This window comes from Terriglobus albidus (assembly GCF_008000815.1).
GTDB classification, from domain to species: Bacteria; Acidobacteriota; Terriglobia; order Terriglobales; family Acidobacteriaceae; genus Terriglobus; species Terriglobus albidus_A.
Genome location: NZ_CP042806.1, coordinates 3,724,358 through 3,747,482 on the forward strand (window position 1 = coordinate 3,724,358; position 23,125 = coordinate 3,747,482).

Annotated in this window: 14 protein-coding genes and 1 tRNA gene; 7 read left to right on the forward strand and 8 right to left on the reverse strand. The window is 56.3% G+C overall.

The genetic code is table 11. From position 1 onward, the window contains the following. Positions 1-64 precede the first annotated feature (64 nt). Entirely contained in the window at positions 65-1,717 is a 1,653-nt protein-coding gene (locus FTW19_RS14550; RefSeq protein ID WP_246153310.1) for an alpha-L-fucosidase, read from the forward strand. 68 nt (positions 1,718-1,785) lie between these two features. On the opposite strand, the gene FTW19_RS14555 is transcribed toward FTW19_RS14550, so the two are convergent. From FTW19_RS14555 to FTW19_RS14580, 6 genes are all read right to left on the reverse strand, one after another. After that, positions 1,786-5,340 carry a TonB-dependent receptor gene (locus FTW19_RS14555; RefSeq protein WP_187142991.1) on the reverse strand — a complete coding sequence of 1,185 codons (3,555 nt, stop codon included), beginning with the start codon at positions 5,338-5,340 and terminating at the stop codon, positions 1,786-1,788. Between the two features lie 248 nt (positions 5,341-5,588). Further along, entirely contained in the window at positions 5,589-6,371 is a 783-nt protein-coding gene (locus FTW19_RS14560; protein ID WP_246153311.1) for a class I SAM-dependent methyltransferase, read from the reverse strand. A 238-nt stretch (positions 6,372-6,609) separates the two neighbouring features. Then, positions 6,610-6,686, reverse strand: a tRNA-Asp gene (locus FTW19_RS14565). A gap of 216 nt (positions 6,687-6,902) precedes the next feature. Next, positions 6,903-7,775 carry a CopD family protein gene (locus FTW19_RS14570; protein WP_147648311.1) on the reverse strand — a complete coding sequence of 291 codons (873 nt, stop codon included), beginning with the start codon at positions 7,773-7,775 and terminating at the stop codon, positions 6,903-6,905. Between the two features lie 2 nt (positions 7,776-7,777). Further along, positions 7,778-8,137 carry a copper resistance protein CopC gene (locus FTW19_RS14575; RefSeq protein WP_147648312.1) on the reverse strand — a complete coding sequence of 120 codons (360 nt, stop codon included), beginning with the start codon at positions 8,135-8,137 and terminating at the stop codon, positions 7,778-7,780. A gap of 131 nt (positions 8,138-8,268) precedes the next feature. Continuing rightward, on the reverse strand, positions 8,269-9,099 hold the full coding sequence (locus FTW19_RS14580; protein WP_147648313.1) for a hypothetical protein: 831 nt from the start codon (positions 9,097-9,099) through the stop codon (positions 8,269-8,271). Between the two features lie 465 nt (positions 9,100-9,564). Between FTW19_RS14580 and FTW19_RS14585 the strand changes: the two genes are divergently transcribed. The 5 genes from FTW19_RS14585 (at position 9,565) to FTW19_RS14605 (ending at position 16,435) form a co-directional block, all read left to right on the forward strand. Continuing rightward, positions 9,565-11,280 (forward strand): M20/M25/M40 family metallo-hydrolase, encoded by a 1,716-nt coding sequence (locus FTW19_RS14585; protein WP_147648314.1) that lies wholly within the window; start codon positions 9,565-9,567, stop codon positions 11,278-11,280. A 78-nt stretch (positions 11,281-11,358) separates the two neighbouring features. Next, entirely contained in the window at positions 11,359-12,114 is a 756-nt protein-coding gene (locus tag FTW19_RS14590) for an ABC transporter ATP-binding protein (protein WP_281292301.1), read from the forward strand. Then, complete coding sequence (locus tag FTW19_RS14595; RefSeq protein ID WP_147648315.1) at positions 12,114-13,577, forward strand: ABC transporter permease; 1,464 nt, start codon at positions 12,114-12,116, stop codon at positions 13,575-13,577. Before FTW19_RS14590 ends, FTW19_RS14595 begins: the two co-directional genes overlap by 1 nt. Next, positions 13,577-14,938 (forward strand): ABC transporter permease, encoded by a 1,362-nt coding sequence (locus FTW19_RS26035; protein WP_147648316.1) that lies wholly within the window; start codon positions 13,577-13,579, stop codon positions 14,936-14,938. The genes FTW19_RS14595 and FTW19_RS26035 overlap by 1 nt, the downstream gene beginning before the upstream one ends. Positions 14,939-14,944: 6 nt before the next feature. Next, positions 14,945-16,435 carry an ABC transporter permease gene (locus FTW19_RS14605; RefSeq protein WP_147648317.1) on the forward strand — a complete coding sequence of 497 codons (1,491 nt, stop codon included), beginning with the start codon at positions 14,945-14,947 and terminating at the stop codon, positions 16,433-16,435. Between the two features lie 136 nt (positions 16,436-16,571). Here FTW19_RS14605 and FTW19_RS14610 read toward each other — a convergent pair whose 3' ends face one another. After that, the gene (locus tag FTW19_RS14610) at positions 16,572-18,155 is read right to left on the reverse strand and encodes an amidohydrolase (protein ID WP_222705461.1); all 1,584 of its coding nucleotides are present in this window, start codon (positions 18,153-18,155) and stop codon (positions 16,572-16,574) included. A gap of 34 nt (positions 18,156-18,189) precedes the next feature. Then, positions 18,190-21,558, reverse strand: a complete 3,369-nt coding sequence (locus FTW19_RS14615; protein WP_147648318.1) for a TonB-dependent receptor — start codon at positions 21,556-21,558, stop codon at positions 18,190-18,192. Positions 21,559-21,885: 327 nt separating this feature from the next. Here FTW19_RS14615 and FTW19_RS14620 point away from each other — a divergent pair, with 327 nt between their 5' ends. After that, positions 21,886-23,109 (forward strand): hypothetical protein, encoded by a 1,224-nt coding sequence (locus FTW19_RS14620; RefSeq protein WP_147648319.1) that lies wholly within the window; start codon positions 21,886-21,888, stop codon positions 23,107-23,109. Positions 23,110-23,125 lie beyond the last annotated feature (16 nt).

The following is a 23,125-nucleotide window of genomic DNA, read 5'->3' on the forward strand; positions in this document are numbered from 1 at the left end:
TGATTTCACTCGTAAATTTGTTTTTTCATGTATGGTTTTCGTGTTGATTCATCGGAGGAAATCTGTGAGGGAAGTACGACCGCTGCGCCAAATCATCCATATCCTGGGTCTTCTGTTTCTGATCCTTGCTTCGTGTCCCATGGCAGGGGCCGCTGAGGATGACCCGGAAAAGGGATCGCTGAATAAGCCGGACAGGCTGGAATGGTTTCGCGACCAGGGTTTCGGTCTCTTTATTCACTGGAGTGTCGACAGCCAACTTGGCGTGGTGATCAGCCACTCGCTGGTTGGGGCCTCGCCTGAGTACACGGATCGCTTTTTCAACGAGCTGCCGAAGACCTTTGACCCGGATCGTTTTCAACCGAAGGACTGGGCTCGCCTCGCGCATCTGGCAGGTATTCGCTACATGATGTTCACTACCAAACATCATTCGGGCTTCACGATGTTTGATAGCAAAACGACACCATTCGGTGTCATGCATACACCCTTTCATCGCGATATCACGCGAGAGGTCTTTGACGCCTTTCGTTCTGAGGGCATCTCGACCGGCGTTTACTTCTCTCCGGATGATTTCTGGTGGCTGCACCAGAACGGTAAGACCATCCGCCGTTCCGTGCCAGATGTGCAACCGAGGAATAACCCGGGACTGATGCAGTACGACCAGAGTCAGCTCAAAGAGCTGTTGACCAACTATGGCAAGGTCGACGAACTTTTTCTCGATGGTGAAGCCGCCGGCCTGCGGGATCTTGCATGGAAGCTCGATCCCAACATCATCGTGACGCGCGGCGCCATCAAAACTCCCGAACTGACTGTTCCTGGTATGCCGCTTCCTGGACCGTGGGAGACCTGCATGACGATGGGAACCGCCTGGCAGTATCAGCCTCAGAACGAACACTACAAATCAGGCGGAGAGCTGATTCGCCTGCTGGTACAGACACGCGCCAAAGGAGGCAACTTCCTGCTGAACGTCGGGCCGAAACCGAATGGTGAGCTTCCGATCGAAGAAGAGGAGCGTCTCCGTGAAATGGCTCTCTGGATGTTCGTGAACTCCGACGCGATCTATGCCGTGCGTCCCTGGGTCATTACCAACGAAGGCGATGTCTGGTTTACCAAAAAGAAAGACAACAGCGCGCTCTATGCCGTCGTTGAATCTAACACGCCATGGCCCCGTGCTACATGGAAGGAATTCACGCTTCATTCCGTTCGAGCGACCGACAAGACAGAGGTGAGTGTCCTCGGACAGAGTGACGAGGTCGTGGAGTATCACGCCGAAATTACTCCGAAATCGACATGGCATCAGGAGAAAGACGGACTCCATGTGCGAGTGCTGCAGGCACAACGGCTGCAGGATAATTTTCGCTGGCCAAATCCGGCCGTGATCAGAATTACAAACGTCGAGCCTGCTCTTAAGCCACCGCAGGTGCAGACAACCGGCTCAGTCGTGGGCACGTCGGGAGAAGAAACACTCGAAGGATCTGTCCTCGATATGGGTGACCAACCGTCTCTCGAAGTCACCTTCGAATATCGACCGGTCTCGGGAGAAGATGTGAATTCACGGACGGCTGCCTGGACCGCAACCCCGACGCAGACGATCTCCAAACCAGGAGCATTTACAGCAAACCTCAAGGGACTGGATCCCAAGGGCGCGTATGAGTTCCGTGCCGTGATTCATCACCCGCTGCTGCCGCTCTATGGCGCAGAGCTGAAGATGAAGCGATAGGCGAAAACGTAATAAAGCCTGCCCGGGAAGTTCTCCGGACAGGCTTTTTGCTTCAAAGCCGCATGTTCTTAGAACTGGAACTTGCCGGCGAATTGAAGAATACGCTGTGCATTTCCAAACGCTACGCTGCTGATGGTTCCAAAGGTTGGCTGAGTGGTAACCGTTGCTGCTGGTGTGCCAAGCACCGGATGGTTCAGGACATTGAAGGCTTCAGCATCGAGCTTGAAGGAGAGGTTCTCGTGAATGGGGAAGATTCGGTGGATCGAGGTGTCCAGTCCCCAGGATTCCTGCCCCTGAAGAAAGTTACGGGGAGCATTTCCAAGAGTTCCAATAGCGGGTGTTTTGAAGGCGCAGGGATTGAACCATTGCGCCCGTGTGCGGGTGGGACCTGCTGGCGGTGAGCACAATGGGTTGCTGTCGACCGGGCCAGGCTTATAAGGGTCACCGACAAGGTCGGCGCGTTCATAGGTGGCGCCATTCCCAGTATTGGCAATGTCGCCTGCAGCGGTAACGTTGAAGTTCTGTCCGGAGCGGGCGGAGATGATGGCATTCACCTGCCAGTTGCCAACGACGTAGTCGCCTATCGTGTTTCCGGTAGAGAACCGCTTGTTCTTCCCGAAGGGAAGCTCATAAACGACATTCGCGGCAAGAATCTGAGGGATGTTGAAACCTGCAGGTCCTCGGCTGCCGCGCGGATTGTATGGATCTTCCGGGACTCCATTTTCGACGCCGAAGTACCCGTCACTGCCCTCATTCAGGGTCTTGCTCCATGTATAGGCGACGGTGTATCCAAGTCCGTTGCTGAAGTGTCGCAGAAACGATGCCTGCAATGCATTGTAGGAAGCGTTTGCCCCCGAGTGATCCCACGACTTCTGCGGAACGGTGTAGGGAAACGGTTGGCCTGTGTTGGTTCCGCGTGCAGAGAAGGAGATGCAGGTTGAACAAGGAGTTCCGGTGTTGTAGTAACCGCCGATATCAAGGCGGTGTGACGAAGACCCAACGTAGTTGAGCGAGAAGACGGTGTGAGCTCCGAACTGCTGCTCAATACCGAAGTTGTACTGCTCAGAGTATGGATTCTCCCACTGCGGATCGACCATGTAGTTTACGTTCGACGAGCCGAAGGGAGTTGCCGCAGGAAGATTGCCGGAGTTGGCTGCAAACGGATCTTGAGCCGAGGTGTAGACAGTTCCAGGGGTATTGGTTCCGTTGATCTGCAGTGTGCCGGTATCGGGCCATGATCCCTGGTAGTTCTGGGTCATTTGAATGATGGCTGCCCAGTTGTCATAGGTCATACCAAAGCCTCCGCGGATAGACATCTTATCGTTGACGCGAAACGCGAAACCGATGCGGGGAGAGATATTGTCTTTGCTGCCGTGGAGAATCTTTCCTCCGGCAGCAACGCGGACGTGCGCGGGCAGCGTAGCGCTGGGAAGGCAGGGCGCATGCTTGCGGTCACTGCACAGCGGTGGCAGCTTCTGGATGATGTAGTCACCGGTATTGAAGTCGAAGTCTCCCGTTTCAGGCGAGCCTTGCAGACCGATGGACTCATCGGTGCCGAAGGCGGGAATGACGCTGCGGTCGTAACGAACACCAATGTTCAGCGTGAATGTGTGAGTGATCTTCCAACTGTCCTGGAGATAGATGTTGGCGATACCTCCAGGGCGCTCGGTAAGAAAGACGTTACGTTTGTTTTCAGAGTTCGGATAGTCGAGAAGGAAGTCCGCCAGACCAAAACCTGACTGGGCCGCAATCTGTGCCGAAGTGATGTTCACGGGCGATCCGGGGTTAGCTCCAGGCTTTCCCGGAGTATTGCCAAAGTTACCTGTGGAAGCTCCGGTAAAGGTAACCGTTCCCTGGCGTAGCTGTGCCGTGTAGTTGACTTGGTCCCATCCGCCGCCCGCTTGTAGCTGATGATTGCCCATGGTGTGCATCACACTGCCCAGCCATTCATGAATGCTGGAAAGGTTTTTGGAGGGGCTGTTGACCTCTCCACCAGAGAAGCCGTTGGTAACGGTCTGGGTTACAAGCAGAGTTGCACCGCCGACAAATGAGTTGCACATATCGCCTGAGCAGCCATAAGTCTTCCAGAGATTGCGATCATTGAATTGCGTGACAGTGGTGTTCCCGACATGTGTGCGACCGTATTGAACCTGCATGCTGGTCGCGGGGCTGAAGACATGCATCCAGCTTGCACCATACTGTTCAGCGGGAATATCTGTTGAAGTGAAGAGCGTGGGAAGCGTGCTGGGCGATTCCTGGTTCCACTGTATGCCGGAATAGCGGAAGAAGATGAAATCCTTGGTGCCGAGGTGTTGATCGATGCGACCTGTGTAGTTGTAGACCTTCTGGCGGGTCGGCTCGGTGATCTGATAGTTGTACTGAGTCGGAGCGATTCCCGGGATGACAATCGGCGTAGCGTTTCCGAAGACAGCCTTGACGAAGGCCAGCGAATAGCCGTTCATCTTTGCCGCGGGAATCTGGTTGCCCAGGAACGCCGGGCGATAGGGAACCGGTGCGTTGTTGCCAACAGTCGGATCGTAAAGTTGGCACGGGGATACCTGCGCTTGTGTATCGCTGGCGGAACAGGTTCCACCCTTGTTCACGCCGGTGGAGGCGCTGGAGAAATCGCCGTTGAGCTGTGCCTGCGTGGGAATCAGGATATTGGTCGATCCGGCCTTGGAGTAAAGCGTTCCTTCCATGCCAACCAGAAAGAACGTTTTATCGCGGCCGTCATAAAGCCATGGGATGCGAATAGGACCGCCGACCTGGCCTCCAAAGGTATTTAGGTGATACGACGGCGGAGCGGAGATGTAGGGTTTGGCATCAAAGCTGTTATTGCGGATGAACTCCCAGGCAGAACCATGAAGGCTGTTCGTTCCTGACTTCGTGACGATGTTCACCACGCCGCCAAGAGAACCGCCATAAACGGCATCGTTGTGAGAGTTGATCTTGAACTCCTGGATGGTGTCGATAATGGGCGGGACTGCATAGGTGTTGTACCAGGCTTGGTTATCGTTCATCCCGTCCACGAGATAGATAGTGGAGCGGTTTCCGGCTCCGTTGATGGATGGAAAGGAATAGCTCGTCGTTCCCACTGCGGTGACCGCGGTGTTGCTCGCGCTATTGTTTTGGCCGGTGCTGACGGGAGTTACTCCCGGTGTCAGTGTAAGAAGTTGCGTAAAGTTGCGGCCATTGAGCGGAAGGTTATTGACGGCTTTTTCGTCGATCACGGTGCCAAGCTGCGCGGTTGAACTCTCTACCTGCGCTCCGGTCGCCTCGACGGTAATGGTGTCGGTCACGCTTCCGGTTCGAAGCTCGGTATTGATGGTCACCGCCTGGGCGACACCTACGTCAAAAGCCGCCACCGTCTGCGTCTGAAACGATGCGGCGGTGAAGGTGAGGGTGTAGCGAGCGGGCGGAATCGCCGTGAAGACATAGGCGCCTGAATCGTTGGTCACACTCTCACGGAGAACGTTTGTCTCAACGTTCCTCAGAACGACTCGGGCGCCTGGCAATGACGCGCCGGTGGGGTCGGTGACGTTTCCGTTCACCGAGGAGGAAGAGCTTTGCGCCCTGGCAAGGGCGGCGCTGATGAGAAGGATGGCTCCGCAAAATGCTGCCAAAAGTCTCTTGCGGGGTGATGTGCGTCGGCTCAGTGCTGCAATGGCTTGCATAGGCATGCCTCGCTACCTGGGAATCGATCTGCTTTGAAGCGGGGCGAATCCTACAAAGCTGTTAAAAAGCCTGTCAAGGAAATTTTTTACTGATGGTGAAAAGTTTTCACTGATTAAAACGTTTGAATGGGAGAGAGACGCCACAAACGTGAAAGAGCCCGGCGGATAGCCGGGCTCTGAGACATCAGATATTTCCGCTACTTCTTACGCGCTATGACCTTCAGGTACTGGTTTTTCACCAGCGTGTGGATATCGGACTCAACAGCAACATTCGCGTCCGACCACAGTGTCACCAGGTCGCTATAAAGCGCTTCCTGTCCCGCTCCGTCCAGCTTGCTGAAAGCCACCTTGGTTGGACCAAAATAATTCCGGAAGAAGTCGACCGCGCCAGCCGGGCTTACCCGCATGTCGAAGTCGATGGGGACAAGTTCAGTCTCAATATCGGTGAAGTAAGGCTCCAGGCGTGACTTCACCGTAGCCTTATCGCCCCACATGACAGGCGGCAGAACTCCCGGAGGAGGTGGCACATGCTTTGTTGCGGTCCTGAACATCGCACCAGTAAAACCTTCGGGGTTCCAGTTGCCCATTGCCAACAGGCCACCAGGTTTCAGAACACGTGCCGATTCTAAGGCAACCAGCTCAGGCCGCGGAGCGAACATCGATCCGAACATCGTGGTCACCGCATCGAAGCTGGCGTCGGGATAGGGAAGCGCCTCGGCATCGCCTTCATCGAAGGCAATCGTCAGGTCTTCCGCGGCCGCACGTTCACGGGCCTGCTCTAGCAAATTGGTCGCGATATCAACGCCGGTAACCATACATCCGCGGCGCGCCAGGGGAATAGCCGTGTTGCCGGTGCCGCAGGCAACGTCAAGTACCTTACTGCCGGCAGGGATCGCGAGCCGGGAGATAAAGTCCTCTGCGCCGCCGGAAATGGTTTTGGCAACAAGACCAAAATCCCCGGCCATCCAGGTAGAGCGCATGGAAGCTTTGATTTGTTCAATGCTTGGGGCTGACATTGGTCACCTCGTACACGACATTGGGGCCGGCGAACTGGACGCAGCATTCCGGGAACAAGTTTCATGCAAGACGGAACGCCGGGTCGCAGCAGGGATGCTACCAGAAGAGAGAGGGAGGAGTCTCACATACAGAACCGCTATCGCGCGGTTACTCGGCCCTCGATGCTGAGGGAATCACGCCAACTCTAATTTCTTAGATTTATGGCGGGGACGACGGGGCTCGAACCCGCGACCTCTGCCGTGACAGGGCAGCGCTCTAACCAACTGAGCTACGTCCCCAGCTTGCTTCTACTGCAAGTTGGATGGGATTCAGACTTGAGCATCATGCAGGCGCAGACAGCTCTCATCCTAGTGGCCGGCTCTGGACTGGACTCCCACAGGAGGAACCGCCATCAACCAACGACAAGATTGAGTGTAACAGAAGATGGGCGGCTTGTGTCTATCTGATGGCAAAGATTCGAGATGGCTGTGGAAAGAAGGAGATAGCAGGCACACTCACGCTGCCGGAGCTACGCTTCCGAGCCATGCCGAGAGCAGCAGAATGGCCAGCATTAGCACCGCCTCCATCCGCAAGGTGGAGCTGAGCTGGTGCATGGTTTGGTCGGTGGGAGGCTGTTGGAGGATACGCCGGTTTGTCGCTCCAAGAGCGAGTGCTGCCAGAACGAACAACAGCTTGATGCCGAGCAATAACGCCCATCGCGTATGCAGGGCGCCCTGGATGTCGGCGTCGACTCCGAGCCAGGTGTTCCAGATGCCGCTCACGACAATGAACACGATCGCTGTCGCCGACTGCAGGGAGAGCCGCTCGCCGTTTGCATGTTGCAGCTGCGTCTCTCGAAGCGAAGGAAGAAGCCTGGCCGACACCATGACGCCGCCCGCCCACACACCTGTTGCGGCCAAATGAACCCACTGTGCCAGTTCGCGCAGGGAGTAATTTCCGTCAGACGCAGCGTGACCGGATGCTGATCGGAACAGGGAGAGCGCAAAGAGAGATGCTGCGATCAGCGTAAACCGTAACCGTCGAGGTGAGGGAATCAGTGCGGCCGCCGCAGTCGCTACTGCAGCAATGGCCTGTGGCAGTAGAATCCATCCGGCGTGGGTCGAGAGCACATCGCGGAACTGGGGCGTGAGTTCGGCGAAGCTGGCAGCCCCCGTCATACCGGCCGTTAATACAACCAGCTGTACCGGTTGTACGGCTGCCATCAGCAAGGCAGCCAGTCCGATTAACAGAAAGAGCTTCCTGTCATACACGGCAGGAAGCGTCTTCCAGGTAAATGCGGCGAGGGCCCCCAGACTAAGGCTGAAGGCCACATCGGCTATTCCGTTTGCCAGAACATGCAGCGCCAGCAGCTGTCCTTCAGAAAGCACGTCTACTTCACCGTGAACTTGTACTCACCTTGCATTTTATGTCCATCGGGAGCAACGGAAACCCAATGCACCAGGTAATCGCCAGGTGTCAGCTTGGGCACCTCAAGCGTGAGTGTCTTGGGATCTCCCGCAACGCCCGCCGACTTCTCTGTACCGACCGTCGCGCCCTTCTCGTCCGTCAGCGCTAGCGAGCTGAACTTTGCTTCGACAGGCTCCGAGAAAGTAACAACGACCTTCGCAGGAGCGGGACCCGCGGAGTCGGCTGCGGGCAGCATCACTTTAGGATGGGCATGGGCCATGGCCACTGGGACGCAGGCTGTTACCGTCATTGCGAGACCAAGAACACATGTTTTCAGATTCACGACTGATATCTCTCCCTTTTAGAGCATTTTCTCTGTTGCTGTGTATCCCGAAAATGGCGTACAGCGGCGTTTTTATTGCGGAAAACCCCATAGATGCGGAGTCCCTACACTAGACCTACAGGGACAACGCTCTAGCTGGCAAGCATAGTGAATTCGGCGATGTAGAGCTGGTTGCCCGCGCCGCGGAACTGCAGCCAGAGCTTATAGGTTCCGGCTTCCTTAATGGCGACGTGCAGCATAAGCTCTCCCGGAGATGAGGCGGAATCTGGCATCTCCGGTGTTGGTTTAGACATATCCATGTCGCCGTCCATCGCCATTGGATGAACATGAACGTAACTCAGATCCCTGTCACTCAGAAAGACCGCATGTGCCGGAACTCCGAGGTACGGATGAAGGTCCTTCGCCGGCTTACCGTCTTTCAGGATCTCGACGTCGATCATCTCCATCCGCCCGGCATGCAGCCGGACTGTGGAAAGGTCTACCTCGTACGGACCAACCTGGACTCCCATGCCCGTCGACGGAAGCTTGCGAGAGGCGGACGCAGTCTGGCCGATGGGCAGTTCAAACCGGAAGACCTGGTGATTCAGCTTATTGGGCTCTCCATCGGCGTACACGTGATAAAGCGCGGCACGCGGAAACTTCTGCGTGATCAGAAAGTGGCCGGTAGGTGAGAGCTGCGGATGAATGTGCAGAAAGGTCTTGAAGTCGTCGCTGACAAGAACGACATGAAGCTTCTGCGTCATCTCCACCTGATATTGCTTGATCGGCATCTGCGACTTCGGTGGTGTCATCCAGAAGTCGAGCTTCTGCTCAAGTGGGCTGCCTGCGGAGGTCGCTTTCAGATATCCGTCCGTCTGTGCGACTTCGCCCTGCAGGGCTGAAACGCCCTTCAGCGTCTCCGCTCGCGACGGAGCGGAACAGACTGCCAGACTAAGAAGAAATGCGACAACAGTGACTCTCATACAAACCCCGGAAAGGATGAATGGATCGGCGCTGCAATGTAAATCTGTTGCCCGGGCTGGGCGTTGTGAGCGAGGTACACGGCAGAACTTACCGTGATTTTGCTGTGACTATAGCGCAGAAACCATCTGCTTACAAATTGGCACCGCAACTCATCGAGTGATTGAAAAACCTACTCTCTTGATAGAAGAACTTTCCTTGACACGATTTCTCCTCTGACCATAGGCTTGCTTCATCAAGAGACAGCTCTGCTACTGCTATTTTTCCATGCCATCTTCCTTTCTCGCATGGCAGGCACAGGTGTAATTCGCCCGGGTTTTCAAGAAGAATTCCAGGCTTAGATAGCCGGATCAACCCTTTAGAAGTCCGTAGTTCCGTCGTACACGCTCCAGAACGATAACGATTTTCACTTGCGTCGCTGCGAGGCAGGCGCACTTCTATTTGCATTCAGGGAGTTTTCGAAGATCATGCGATCCAGGTTGATGGCTGTGTGTTTGATCGGTCTGCTGGTAGGACCGATAGCGTGCAACAAGAAAGAAACCAAGACGTCGTCGGCGACCGGCAAGCCAAAACTAGGAATCAATCCGAATGGCACTGGTAACGCTGGGCCCGATGAGAGCAAAGCGCCGCCCGAGTTGAAGAAGGTATTCGATTACATCGACGCTCATATCGACGAGCATGTCGAGAACCTGCAGAAATGGATTCAGCAGCCTTCCATCTCGAATTCCGGCGAAGGTATTCCGGAATCGGCTGAGATGGTGAAGGGCTTCTTCGATAAGCTCGGCTGCCAGACCACCCGCGTGATCGATGTAGGCATTACCGAGTACGGCTCTCCGGGAAACCCGGTCGTGTATGCCAAGTGCGACGAGGGCGCGCCGAAGACGGTTGCGATCTATTGGCAGTACGACACCATGCCGGTCACACAGCCCGACCTATGGGTTGCACCTCCGTTTGAAGGCCGCATTATTCCTGGGAAGGATGCCGGTCTGCCGAATATTCCGCGTGTCATGATCGGCCGCGGAGCCACCAACTCAAAGGGGCCTGAGATGGCTCAGCTGAACGCTCTGATGGCGTACAAGCAGGTCAACGGCAAGCTGCCCGTGAACCTGATCTTTATCGCCGAGGGTGATGAAGAGCGCATGGATATCGGTCTGCGCAAGTTCTTCCAGGATCACTCCGATCTGCTGAAGGAAGCGGATGCACTGTATGCCGGCGGCCCCTCCGAGGGCTGCGTCTATGTGGAGCTCACCACCAGCGGCACCAAGTGGGGCCGCGGCCCGACAGTCAGCGATGTGCACGGCGTGATGAAGCGTACAACCGACTCACCGGCATGGCGCCACATCCATATGCTGGCTTCGCTCACCTCGTTTGATGGCAACACGCCTCTGATCCAGGGCTTCTTTGACAACATGGAGAAGCCGACCCCGGCGCAGATGGACGAGCTCAAGAAGCGCGCCGCGAATACAAACCTGGAGCAGATGGCAAAGAACCAAGGCGTTGCCCGCTATATGTCTGACGATCCGGTCGAAGTTCTGAAGGATGGCCGCTTTGGCACCAGCTTCAACCTCGACGGTATCTGGGGCGGCAATATGTACGCCGGAGGCGCAGGCGCTATTCTGCCCAACAAGATCACCTCGAAGCATAACTTCCGTTATGTGCCGAAGATGAACGGCCCGGATCTGATCAAGAAGCTTCGCGCCCAGCTGGATAAGAATGGCTATAAGGACGTAGAGATCAAACTCATCGGCGATGTGCCTTGGTCGCGCGGATCGTCGTCGGACACCGATATCTCCAACGCGCATAAGAAGGCAGGCGAATTGCTCGGTGTCACCGCCGATCGCAATGGCCCGTTCATGATGGCATCGCACTACAACTTCCTCGGTGAAGACAAGCCCCTGGGTGTTTCGCAGGCGGAAGCGACCGGCGGCTACTGGCCCTCGTACCTCTTCGCCGATGGAGAGGTCGGCCAGAAGGTCGGCAGCATCTCCATTCCGATGGGTATGGGCGCTCGCGGTGGACAGGGGGGACGCGCTCACGCCGCCAACGAGTACTATGCGGTTGAAGGTTCCAAGTGGGATAACGGTATGGCTGGAGCCGAGAAACTGGTCGCGGCCAGTATGTACTACTACTCTCAGATCACGACGGTTCCACCGAAGCCGAAGACCTCCGCGGCCTCGAAGTAAGTCTCAACCAACGTAACGACCTCCAGCAGCGTCTTTCGTGGCGCTGCTGGAGGCCCATACACAGAAAGAGACATCGTCATGACCCCTGTGATTTCCGTTCGTAACCTGACGAAGACCTATCACGTCGGCGAGCATCAGGTCCATGCTTTGCGCTCGATCTCGCTGGATGTCTATCCGGGCGAGTTCGTTTCCGTGATTGGACCTTCCGGTTCCGGTAAGTCGACGCTGATGCATATCCTCGGTTGTCTCGATCAGCCGACCAGCGGGCAATACTTTCTCGATGGCCGAGATGTCTCCCGTCTGAGCGATGACGAGATCTCACTCGTCCGGAATAGGCAGATTGGTTTTGTCTTTCAGGGATTCAATCTGCTTACCCGGACCTCGGCTTTGGAAAACGTAGAGCTCCCGTTGCTGTATGGGACAGGGAATGTCTCCGCGGCAGAACGCCGGAAGCGAGCTATGGCCGCACTGGAATCTGTGGGGCTGGAATCGCGTTGGGACCACCATACTAATCAGCTTTCAGGCGGGCAGCAGCAGCGTGTCGCTATTGCGCGCGCGCTCCTCAATAATCCATCTATCCTGCTGGCCGATGAGCCCACCGGCAACCTCGACAGTAAAACATCGATCGAAGTGATGGAGATCTTCCAGTCGCTGCAGCGTGAGCGGGGCATCACCATCGTGCTTATCACTCACGAACTGGACGTAGCCGCCTACGGCTCTCGCATCATGACCTTTAAAGATGGCAACATTCTTTCAGACGTAGCGAATGACAGCCGGCGCCACGCCAGCGGAGAACTGGAGAACCTTCCGGTCCCTGTAGAAGGAGTGCTGTAGTGGTTTTCCCCAACGCGCTCGTGATTGCGTGGAAGGCGCTGCGCCGCAACCGGATGCAGACTGCCTTGACTATGTTGGGCATGACCATCGGTGTGGCCACTGTGCTGACGATGATCGCCCTTGGCAGCGGAGCACAAAAGGCAATTCAGGATCAGGTCAAGGCAGCCGGTATGAATATGCTGCTGGTCACCGCAGGGAACTACCAGGCCCAGCGGGAGCGGCCGCCGGATGATGCAATCGAGATGGGGCGTCTCCACAATCCAGAGACCGGAATGAAGCCACATCTTCAGTTTGCGATGTTCCATCCGGAAGACGATCCGTTTGCAGTGCACGACCATCCGACCTCGCGCCAGCGTCTTGGTGACTCCGAGGCAGGCCTGGGAGCGGCAGCAACGCTGACGCTCGATGACGCGGAAGCTGTCCGCAAGATCAAAGGCGTACAGTACGCGGTCGAGGGCGTCCACGAAAACGTGCATGTCTCCAGCGGCGATACGCGCTGGTTTACTCGCGTGCATGGCGATGGCAGTGCGCTACCGGAGATCCGCAGGTCCTGGAAGTTCACACATGGCGGATTCTTCAGCGCAAGGCAGCAGCGGAATAAGGAACAGGTGGTCGTTCTGGGGAGCATCGTCGCGGAGAAGCTCTTTGGAGATAAAAGTCCTGTCGGCGAAACAGTTACCTTGTGGAAGCAGCCGTTCAAGGTCGTAGGCGTGGTCACCAGCGCGAACTGGATGGTGACTCCTGAAGCTGGGGATGACCAGTTTGATGCGGTCTATATCCCGGTAACGACCATGCAAAGTCTGCTGAATCTCTCCAAGCTCAATGACATTACGGTGACGACCGAATCCACTGGAGATGTGACGCGCGTCGCCAAGACGATTACAACCGTATTGCGCTCGCGTCACGGCATCGATACCAGTCATCCCGACGACTTCACGGTGACCAGCCAGGCAAGTAAAGCTCTCCTCAAAGGCGGCCTTCGTCCGGACGTGGCGCAGGCTGTCACCGGAAATGTCGGTGGTCTGGAAAAGGTTACGCTTGATCAGCTTGGAAAAACGCTCGACAAGTCCAGTAAGACGATGACCGCCTTGCTGGCCAGCATCGCGACGGTGTCGTTGATTGTTGGCGGCATCGGCATCATGAACATCATGATGCTCTCGGTCACGGAGCGCACCCGCGAGATAGGCATTCGCCGTGCGGTCGGTGCACGTGAGAAGGAAGTATTGATGCAGTTTATCTATGAGTCAGTCACGCTCAGCGTCGTTGGTGGCCTGCTGGGCATTTTGATAGGAGTCGTTGCTGCCATCTCGATCTCGCACGTTGTGCAATGGTCAACCAGCATCTCACCGCTTTCGATTGTGCTGTCGTTCGGCATCTCCGCGGCTGTCGGCATCTTCTTCGGCTACTATCCCGCTCGGGAAGCATCGCGTGTCGCACCTTTGACGTCGTTGAGGTTTGAGTAATGGTAATCAGGAAAAGCTTCAAGATTGCGGTCAAGGCTCTCAAGACCAATAAGCTGCGTACCGGCCTTGCCATGTTGGGGATGACGATCGGTGTCGCCGCTGTGCTGACCATGTTCGCTCTTGGTACCGGAGCGCAGCAGTCTGTCTCCAAGGATGTAAAGTCCGCCGGCACGACCCTCATCAACGTACGTGCGGGCAACTTTACGCGCGGTGGAGAAGAGTCCAAAATCGCATCCGGCCTTGGTTCAGCGACAACGCTGATCGCTGACGACGCAGAGGCTATCCGCTCGCAGGTGCAGGGCGTCGGTTATGTCTCTCCCTTGACACGTATGCGAGGGTGGGTTGCCTACGGCAGCGACAAGACCTATACCCAGGTCTATGGCGTCGGCGTGGACTACGCCGAGATGTATGACTGGAACTTTGAAAAAGGGAAGTTCTTCAAGAAGGGCGCCGTGGATGATGCCGAGAATGTAGTTGTCATCGGCGCCACCTTGCGGGATAACCTCTTTGCCGATGCCAATCCCATTGGGGAAGAGATCGAGATCCACGGTGAAAAGTTCAAGGTGAAGGGAGTCTTCTCCACCAGCGACGAAGAGCAGTCGCAGATGGCCATCATTCCCTATACCAAGCTACAGAAGATGCTTGGCATCAACTATCTATCGAACATCATGGTGTCGGCGGAAGAGGCTGGCAAGGCTTCCGATGTCGCCAAAGATATCGTTCCCTTGCTGCGTTCGCGTCACAGGCTGGAATCGGCTCCCAAATCCTCAACCTCTGCCGGTCTGGGTCTGGGTGGGCTACAAGGCGCTGCGATGAGCGGAACGCCAGATGACTTCACCGTCAAGACACAGGCCTCGGAAGCCCTGACCAAGGGGCTGAATACCTCGGTCGCGGCCTTCATCCTCGCCAATATGCCGCAGATGGACCAGGTGAACATGCAGGAGATGTCCGGCACCCTGAACCGTGCCGGGCAGACAATGACAGCTCTGCTGGCGGCGATCGCTACCATCTCACTGATTGTCGGCGGCATCGGCATCATGAACATCATGCTCGTCTCGGTCACGGAACGGACACGCGAGATCGGGATTCGCCGCGCTGTCGGGGCGCGCTCCTACGACGTGCTGATGCAATTCCTCGTCGAAGCCATTACCCTTGGCCTGGCGGGGGGCATCCTTGGAATCATTCTTGGATTTCTTGCCTCGTTCACCATCACGCGAACGCTGCAGTGGGATGCCACGGTATCCTCAACTGCCGTTGCCCTGGCATTTGGCATCGCTGCAGCCACTGGCGTCTTCTTCGGCTTTTATCCGGCTCGCCGCGCCTCGAAACTGAATCCGATTGATGCCCTGCGCTTCGAGTAAGACGGCATGACAGACCTCTCCTCGCTCCGCAAGAGCACGGCCATTGCCTGGCGATCGCTGCAGCGCAATAAGCTGCAGACGATTCTTACGATGGTCGGCATGACGATCGGCGTAGCCACGGTGCTGACCATGATTGCCCTGGGCAGCGGAGCACAGGCTGCAATTCAGGATCAGGTTCGCGCCGCTGGCATGAACGTGATCGTCGTTAGCGCCGGAAACTACAAGATGCAGCAGCAGTGGACGAGCCAGGGCGAGGCTGAGGAACCGGCCGCCTACGTTCCAGGCCGTTATCGTGCCCGATTTCGCACGATGACGTGGCAGCCATCGTCTCCTGCCATGCTGATGAGGGTCTACCAGCCGGGGACGAATCCGCAACAGGATATCGCTCATGGTGGCGAGAACGCCGCAGGGCTCGGAGCTTCTGACAAGCTCAGCCTTTCCGATGCGGATGCAATCGCCGATCTGAGTGGTGTTCAGTTCGTTTCGCCTGGAGTTACAGAGAACGTAGTCGTCAAAGCCGGTGATGCTACCTGGTACACACACATCCATGGAGAAGGGAAGGATTTGCCTTCGATCCGGAGAGCATGGATCTTTCCGAAGGGACGGTTCTTCTCAAAGAGTGAGATCGCAAATGCTGCGAACGCTATCGTAGTTGGAAGTATGGTGGCGGAGAAGCTCTTCGGGAGCGTGAATCCAGTAGGTAAGGATGTCACGATCCGGGGCGGAAGTTTTCGTGTTGTCGGAGTCGTAGATAGCGGTAGCTGGATGGTGCCGGCAGCGGTCGGTGACGATCAGTTCGATGCCGTCTATATGCCGGTAACGACAGGGCAGAACCTGCTTGGTAAGCGGAGGCTCGACTCAATCACGGTATCCACGGTCTCTACCGGCGACGTCACACGGGTAACGAAAAACATTGCCACCCTCCTTCGGCAGCGTCATAGATTGGCGCACGAAGATCCGGATGACTTCATTGTCTCCAGCCAGGCTCGCAAATCGCTGGCGCGTGGAGGCATGCGAACCGATATCGCGCGTGCCATCACAGGAAATGTCACCAATCTCGACAAGGTGACGCTGGAACAGTTGGGGAAGACCCTCGATCGGGCCAGCCGTACCATGACGGCGCTGCTGGCAAGTATCGCTTCGGTTTCGTTGATCGTCGGCGGTATCGGCATCATGAACATCATGCTGCTCTCCGTGACCGAGCGCACCAAGGAGATCGGCATCCGGCGAGCAGTGGGCGCACGGTCGAATGAGGTAATGCTGCAGTTCCTGATGGAAGCGGTGACACTGAGTCTTACAGGAGGAGCACTCGGCATTCTGTTTGGAGTGCTGGCCTCTGGCTCCATTACCAGGGTGGTTGCGTGGTCGACCAGTATCTCCCCGCTCGCGATTCTGGTTTCGTTCGGCGTCTCCGCAGCCGTGGGTATCCTGTTCGGATACTACCCCGCGCGAGAAGCCTCACGCGTGACACCAATGACATCGCTTCGTTACGAGTAAGAGATCTCTAAGCTGCCGGGTGCCCGCCCTCGCAACGCTAGGGTGGGTAATGGATGCCGCAATCTTCCAACAAAGATTTGTCTCCAACAGGAAAACTCGCGGAGTTGAACCTCCGCGAGTTTTCCTGTTTTTCGTATCACTTTGCTGGTTTGGTCAGAGTCGGGTACTTGACGCCAAGTTGATCGAGGTAAGTGGGATACTTCGACGCATCGTAGTAGTACTTCTGCATCTCTGCCCGATACTTCTCCATCGTGGCCTTGTTCATAAAAGTTGCGGGCTTGTCCTCCGGCCGAACAAGAGACTTGTACTTTACCGTTTTGGTCTGGACGTTGATGAAGTAGTCTTTTGCCGCAGCTATAAGCTCAGGTTTGGTCATCAGGTCATAGAGAGTCATCGCCTGCACTTTGGCGCCGGCAACGACGCCTTTGTGTGCGATAGGCGTTGCCATAGCGATGGCGTTAGCCCAGTTATGTCCGGGAAGGCCGGGAATATTGGCTGGATACGAGAGAACGATGGTCGGCACGTTCCATGAGATATCACCGATATCGTCGGACGGGCCGCTTTCTGAACTCGCCGTGGGCGACGGTGGGCGCGGTGTACGTAGCTCGGTGTCCAGACCGCTCTCCTGAGCTCCGATTTCGTGCTGTAGCGCTTTCGCCAGTGCCTGGTCATCGGCAGACCATACCGGTAACCCGATCTGTGTCGCATTGGCATTCAGATCCTCGGCCATCGGTTTGTTGTAGTGTCCTGGCCATGCGGAGCCGAGGATGGTTTCGTCCCATGTGGTCTGCGTCATCAGGGCTGCGCCCTGGGCCATGCGGTCGCCATCTGACCAAAGGCCCTTGATGTGGTCATAGTCGAGCTCGCGGAAGTAATACCAGACAGCGGCCGACTGCGGAACGACATTAGGCTGGTCGCCGCCATTGGTGATGACGTAGTGCGAGCGCTGCTGAGGGCGGAGATGCTCACGGTGGAAGTTCCAGCCAGCATCCATAAGCTCAACAGCATCAAGGGCAGACTTGCCCCGCCATGGAGCGGCCGCCGCATGGGCTGACTCTCCATGGAAGTTGTACTGAAGTGAGATCAGTCCGGTCTGTCCGCCCTCACCCCAGCGAGCACCCAGGTTGGTGCCGACGTGAGCAAAGAGAACAGCGTCAACATCCTTAAAGTAGCCGTCACGGACGTAATAGGCTTTTGCGCCGAGAAGCTCTTCCGCAACCCCCGGCCAGATTTTGATGGTGCCGGAGAGGTGGTTCTTCTCCATCTGTTCCTTAACCGCAAGCGCCGCGAGGATGTTGAGCGGAACGCCGGAGTTATGGCCCTCACCGTGTCCTGGAGCTCCCGGAATCAGTGGTTCATGCCAGGCAACGCCGGGCTTCTGTGATGCCTGTGGGATGCAGTCAATATCGGAACCGAGAGCGATCACCGGCTTACCGGAACCCCAGCTTGCCATCCACGCCGTTGGAATACCGGCGATGCCGCGTTCGACTTTGAATCCATTCTTCTCAAGGATCTCGGTCAAGTACTTCGATGTCTCGAACTCCTGAAACCCAAGCTCGCCATAGGAGAAGACGGTATCGACCATCACCTGCGCCAACTTCGCCTTCTTATCGACATGTTGAGCAAGGGCTGTCTTCTCCGGGGTTAAAGAGTTCTGGCCGGGGCTGATGCCCGCGGCCAGAAAGGTAAGAATTGCCGGACTGCTAAGTTTGAACTTCACGTCTACGTTCTCCGTGTAGGGTGTGGTTGCGCGGCTAGTACAGGATACGCAGGCTGAACTGCAGATCGCGTGGTGTATATGCCTGAGTAAGGGCGCCGAATCCGGTTGCGCCAAACTGCAAGCCAGTTGTCAGCGGGTTGAAGAAGTTGGGATGATTCAACAGATTAAAGGACTCGGCACGGAACTGTCCTCTTAGATGCTCAAGGATCGGGAACTCTCGGGAGAGAGTCAGATCTAATTGGGTGAACTTCGGGCCTACGACAATATTACGGCCGGCATTTCCAAAGCGGGTTGTCGGCGCAAGGGAGAATGCTGCGGTGTTGAACCACTGCGCGACAGTCTTCGGACCTGCGTTCGGGTCCTGTCCTGCCACAATATTGGGACGATCAGCGTTCCCGAAAGAGCGGCTGTTGTTGGTGGAGCTGTTGGTGATGGTGAACGGACGTCCTGTCTGGAACTGGAAGATACCAGACACCTGCCATCCACCAGCAATCGCGCCGCTTACGCCGGAGTTGAGCCACTTCTTACCCTTGCCGAACGGGAGCTGAGCAACCGGACTGAAGACAAGGCGGTGAGCTACATTGAAGTCGGATACTGCGCGCTCGGCCCTCAGGTTGTAGATGTTCTGCGGTGCACCGGAAGAGGTGGATCCGGAACCGATGCCACCGCCGCCATCGATAGACTTACCCCATGTGTATGACAGGATGAACGTCACGCCGTTCGCATAGGACTGTTTCAGACTGTTCTGCCATGAGTGGAATTCAGAGTTGGAACGCGTGTCCTGGCTTGAGACCGTTGAGAAGTTCGCGAAAGGACGCATCGTCTGCGTCGTGGTCGCGCCTTGTGCCAGATTGTTTACGTTGATCTGGTTGAGGTTGATGCTGAGAGGAAGCTTGGTGCCCTTTGAGCCGAAGTAAGTGGTTTCAAAGACCATGCTCTTGGCAAATGACTGCTGGAGACCAAAGCTCCATTCGTTGATATACGGTGTCCGATAGTTCGCGTTTACTGAGAGCGGCGAGAGTGATGGGGAGCAGGATGTCTGCGTACCGGTGGCGCAGGAGGTAGCGGCTCCTGCGAACGGAGCGTCCAGCGAAATCGTATTAATCGAGCTGGCGGTGCTTGACGTCGAGGTCGAGGTTCCGATGATGCGATAAGGATACTGAGTACCAAAGTTCAGGAACTGGTTGTAGAGAAGCGGGGTGTTGTAAAAAGCCCCAAACGCTCCCTTGACGACGGTCTTGTCGCCAGAAAACGGCTGCCACGAAAAACCGAGTCGCGGTGCCCAGTTGTTCCAGTCGTAGTTATAGAGATGCTTGAAGGCGCCGTTACGTGAGTCCGTAAAGGTTTGACTGGCGATGTCGAAACGCGAGACTGTGCCATTCGGCGTATAGACCGGAGTATCCATCTCCCAGCGCAAACCGACATTGAGGGTGAGTTTCGGAGTAATGCGGTAGTCGTCCTGCACGAAGACATGGTTCCCAAAGAAGTTCAGGTAGACCACAGGTGCAGTCGTACCGATGGTAGACGTGTAGCTCAGACCGAGAAGAAGATCCGCCATGGAGTCTCCCACGGAACCAAGGTGGCTTCCGCCGTTCGCCGATACGATATTCGCATCATTGACAGAGAATGCACCACGACCGGACGAAGTGAGGAGGTTGATGGAGCGGGCCAGCAACAGATCGATACCTGCCTTGACCGTATGCTTGCCATGGGTCCAGCTGATGGCGTCTACGATCTGGTAGTGACTGTCCCAGCGGTTTTGGGGCAGGTTGGTGGCGCCGCCGATGGTGGCGAAACCGGAGATGGCGGTATTCGGAAGGCCGCTATTGTTCGCATAACCAGCCTGAGTGAAGTACGGTCCTCCCGGAAGTCCCGAATACGATGACCCAATCGCGGTGTTGTCTTCCTGAATACGAGGCTGCTGCAAACGTTGATAGCCTGCGCGGAACTCATTCAACAGGCTCGGTGTGAGTATGCGAGTGTAGGTCAGGTTGATCAGCGTTGAGATCTGGTTGGTGTAGCAGCCGAACTTCGGTACGACGTAAGAAGAGCAGAGCGAGTTGGATGGCTCGAAGGCTGGATCCTTGAAGATATTGAAGCTGCCGCTCAGTCCGTCCTTTTCCGTCAGCTTGTGATCCACACGGATGGTGTACTCATCCATGTTTTCGGAGCGGGTCTCCTGGAAGTTGTAGTTGTTGGTCGGATAGCTTCCTAGCGCAGTTGCGAGGGACGGCGTGGGAAAGCCCAGCTTTGCGATCGCCTGGCCTGCTGCGGCTCCTGTGGAGCCCCACTGACCGCGCTGCGTGCCCGAGAGCAATGTCGTCAGGTTATAGCAGCCGGTACCGCAATTTGCGGCGAGAGCTGTGCCGGTACGCGGGTTATACAGAGTCTTGCCGACGTTGAATACACCGTTCAACATGTCCGCGGTCGGTACCGTAGCGACGGCAGTCACCGCCTGGCGGATACGCTGGCCTTCATAACCAAAGAAGAAAAAGGTGTGATCCTTCCAGATGGGACCGCCAATGGTTCCGCCAAAGGTGTTCTGCTTGTACGACGGTTTCTTCGCGCCAGCCTGGGTAAAGTAGGGCTTCGCGTCGGTGATCTCATTCCGGATGAACTCATATGCCGATCCGTGGAAGGCATTGGTGCCGGACTTGGAGATGACGACGACCTGTCCACCGGCCATGCGGCCGTACTCCGCCGGATACACACCAGTAAGCAGGCGGAACTCCTGAATGGTTTCTACGGATGGACGGTAGGAGGGCTGCGCTACGCCCATGTCATTGTTGAAGATTCCGTTGAAGGTGAACTGATTCGAGATCTCAGAGGCGCCGGCGATGTTGATACCACCGCGGAAGCCGAGCGTCGAATTCTGTGCGGGCTGATAGGCAGCGGGCGAGAGCAGTGCTAGCGAATAGAACTGGCGGTTCGCCAGGGGCAGCTCTACGACCTGTTTGTTATCGACGAGGGTTCCGTTTGAGGAGCTTTGCGTCTGCAGCAGCGGTTCCGCGGCCTCTACGTTGACGGTGTCATTGACGCCGCCGACCGTGAGAGAGATGGGGAGTTCCGGGGTATCGCCGACGTTCAGCGTAAGCCCCGTCAGGGTCTTGGTGCTGAATCCGTTCATCGTCGTCGTGACTTCATAAGAACCGGGTTGAAGGTTCGTGACGGTGTAGAGTCCGTTTGGATCGGTGATAGTTGTACGGACGGCGCCGGTACCAGTATTTTTCACGGTCACGGTAGCGCCTGAGATCGTTGCGCCCTGAGAGTCTTCTACGTGTCCCGTCAGCGTCGCATTGACTGTCTGCGCCGACGCGGACTGCAGGAACGTAACTGCAAACAGCAACAACAACGACAGGGAGATAGAGATAGACGGGTAGCGTCTACGTCCAAGTGACGACATGCAATGCCTCCAGAATGTGTTAAACGTGCAGCAGAGTGGCTGTGGGATGGTTCGTTTTCTGGTTACGGACGACTCGTGCGACTACAGGAAAAGCCAGCAGTACTTCGCAGATACAGAAGTCAAACGACGAGAGACACTACGCCGGGTACGCCGAAAAGAGAAAAGAATGCGGCCAGATGCGCCTCGGCGTTCTTGCAAACAGCTATTTAGACTTTTCTGTAATGTCCCGGATGAACTATCTATAACAAAGGTTTACACAACCGTAAAATTCGACTTTCCTATCACGTGATAGCTAAATTCAAAAAATCCCGTAACCCCTTTTGGGTCATGCTGCTGTTAGGTCTGACATGGCAGAACAACGGCTGCCGGTCTGCCGGGCACAACACAGAACCGGCGGAACAGTACCTCAAACTTGCCGTCTCGCTCAGCGAACGAGATCCCGATTTTCTCGATTTCTATACGGGGCCCGAACCGTTGGCGCGGGCCGCGAAAACTCCCCTCCCATCACTGGAGCAGATCGAGCAGAATGCGAAGCACCTGCAGACACGGCTTCCCAACAGCGGGTTAGGCGCCGAGCGCATTGCTTTCCTGAATCAACAGCTCAACGCCATGAATCAGCGTGTACGCCAGCTACGCGGTGCGATAGCTGGATTCGATGAAGAGAGTCGGAATTATTTTGGAGTCGTAGCGCCTCCGGATACCGATGCCGCACAGAGGGCAAAGGTGCGATCCGAAATCGCGGTCCTGATCGGCCCCGGAGCGAAAGCATATAGCGCCTACGAGGCGGCGTTTGTCGTACCGGCGAAGCAGGTTCCAGTAGTCTTCGAGGCGGCTTTGAAGGTCTGCCGTGAACGGACACTGGCACGTATCCCGATGCCGGCAGGGGAGCATATTGACGTGACCTATGTTGTCAATAAGCCCTGGGCGGGCTTCAGCCGCTATCTGGGCAATGCCCATAGCCAGATTCAGGTCAATCTTGGATTTCCGCAGACGCTCGATCGACTGCTTGACCTTGCCTGCCATGAGGGGTATCCCGGCCATCATGTCTTCAACACGCTACGTGAAGAAGCTCTGGTGAAGCAGCGTCATCAACAGGAATGGGCGGTGCAGCCTACTTTTTCTCCACAATCGTTCGTCAGTGAAGCCGCAGCCAGCTATGCGCCCCAGATGGTGCTGGACGACGCAGCGCGGGTACAGATCGAGCGTGATGTTTTGTTTCCCATCGCCGGTCTGCCACAGCGCGACATCAAGCGCTACATCCGCGTCGAAGAGCTTATAGCGATGCTGCATACCGGTGAGCCGGAGATCGCTCGCGAATATCTGGACGGCCGTTTGGAATTTGCCCGCGCGCTGTCGCGATTGGAAGAAGAGTTGCTGATGGAGCATGGAGAGACCATGCTGACCTACCTGAACGAATACCGCAGTTATATGCTCACGTACACGGTCGGTCTGGACAGGGTAGCGAAGTACGTCAACGCCGCAGGTCCGGAGAATCGCTGGCAGCGCTATACCGCTCTTATGACCTCTTCCGTAACCAGTCTTCCTGAGTAAGTGCGCTTGACCGCAA

What these genes read in the sequence shown, in the direction of transcription:
- FTW19_RS14585 (WP_147648314.1), top strand. Translation starts at nt 9,565, where the DNA reads ATGCGATCCAGGTTGATGGCTGTGTGTTTGATCGGTCTGCTGGTAGGA.
- FTW19_RS26035 (WP_147648316.1), top strand. Translation starts at nt 13,577, where the DNA reads ATGGTAATCAGGAAAAGCTTCAAGATTGCGGTCAAGGCTCTCAAGACC.
- FTW19_RS14560 (WP_246153311.1), bottom strand. Translation starts at nt 6,371, where the DNA reads ATGCGCTCTACCTGGATGGCCGGGGATTTTGGTCTTGTTGCCAAAACC.
- FTW19_RS14615 (WP_147648318.1), bottom strand. Translation starts at nt 21,558, where the DNA reads ATGTCGTCACTTGGACGTAGACGCTACCCGTCTATCTCTATCTCCCTG.
- FTW19_RS14590 (WP_281292301.1), top strand. Translation starts at nt 11,359, where the DNA reads ATGACCCCTGTGATTTCCGTTCGTAACCTGACGAAGACCTATCACGTC.
- FTW19_RS14580 (WP_147648313.1), bottom strand. Translation starts at nt 9,099, where the DNA reads ATGAGAGTCACTGTTGTCGCATTTCTTCTTAGTCTGGCAGTCTGTTCC.
- FTW19_RS14605 (WP_147648317.1), top strand. Translation starts at nt 14,945, where the DNA reads ATGACAGACCTCTCCTCGCTCCGCAAGAGCACGGCCATTGCCTGGCGA.
- FTW19_RS14620 (WP_147648319.1), top strand. Translation starts at nt 21,886, where the DNA reads ATGCTGCTGTTAGGTCTGACATGGCAGAACAACGGCTGCCGGTCTGCC.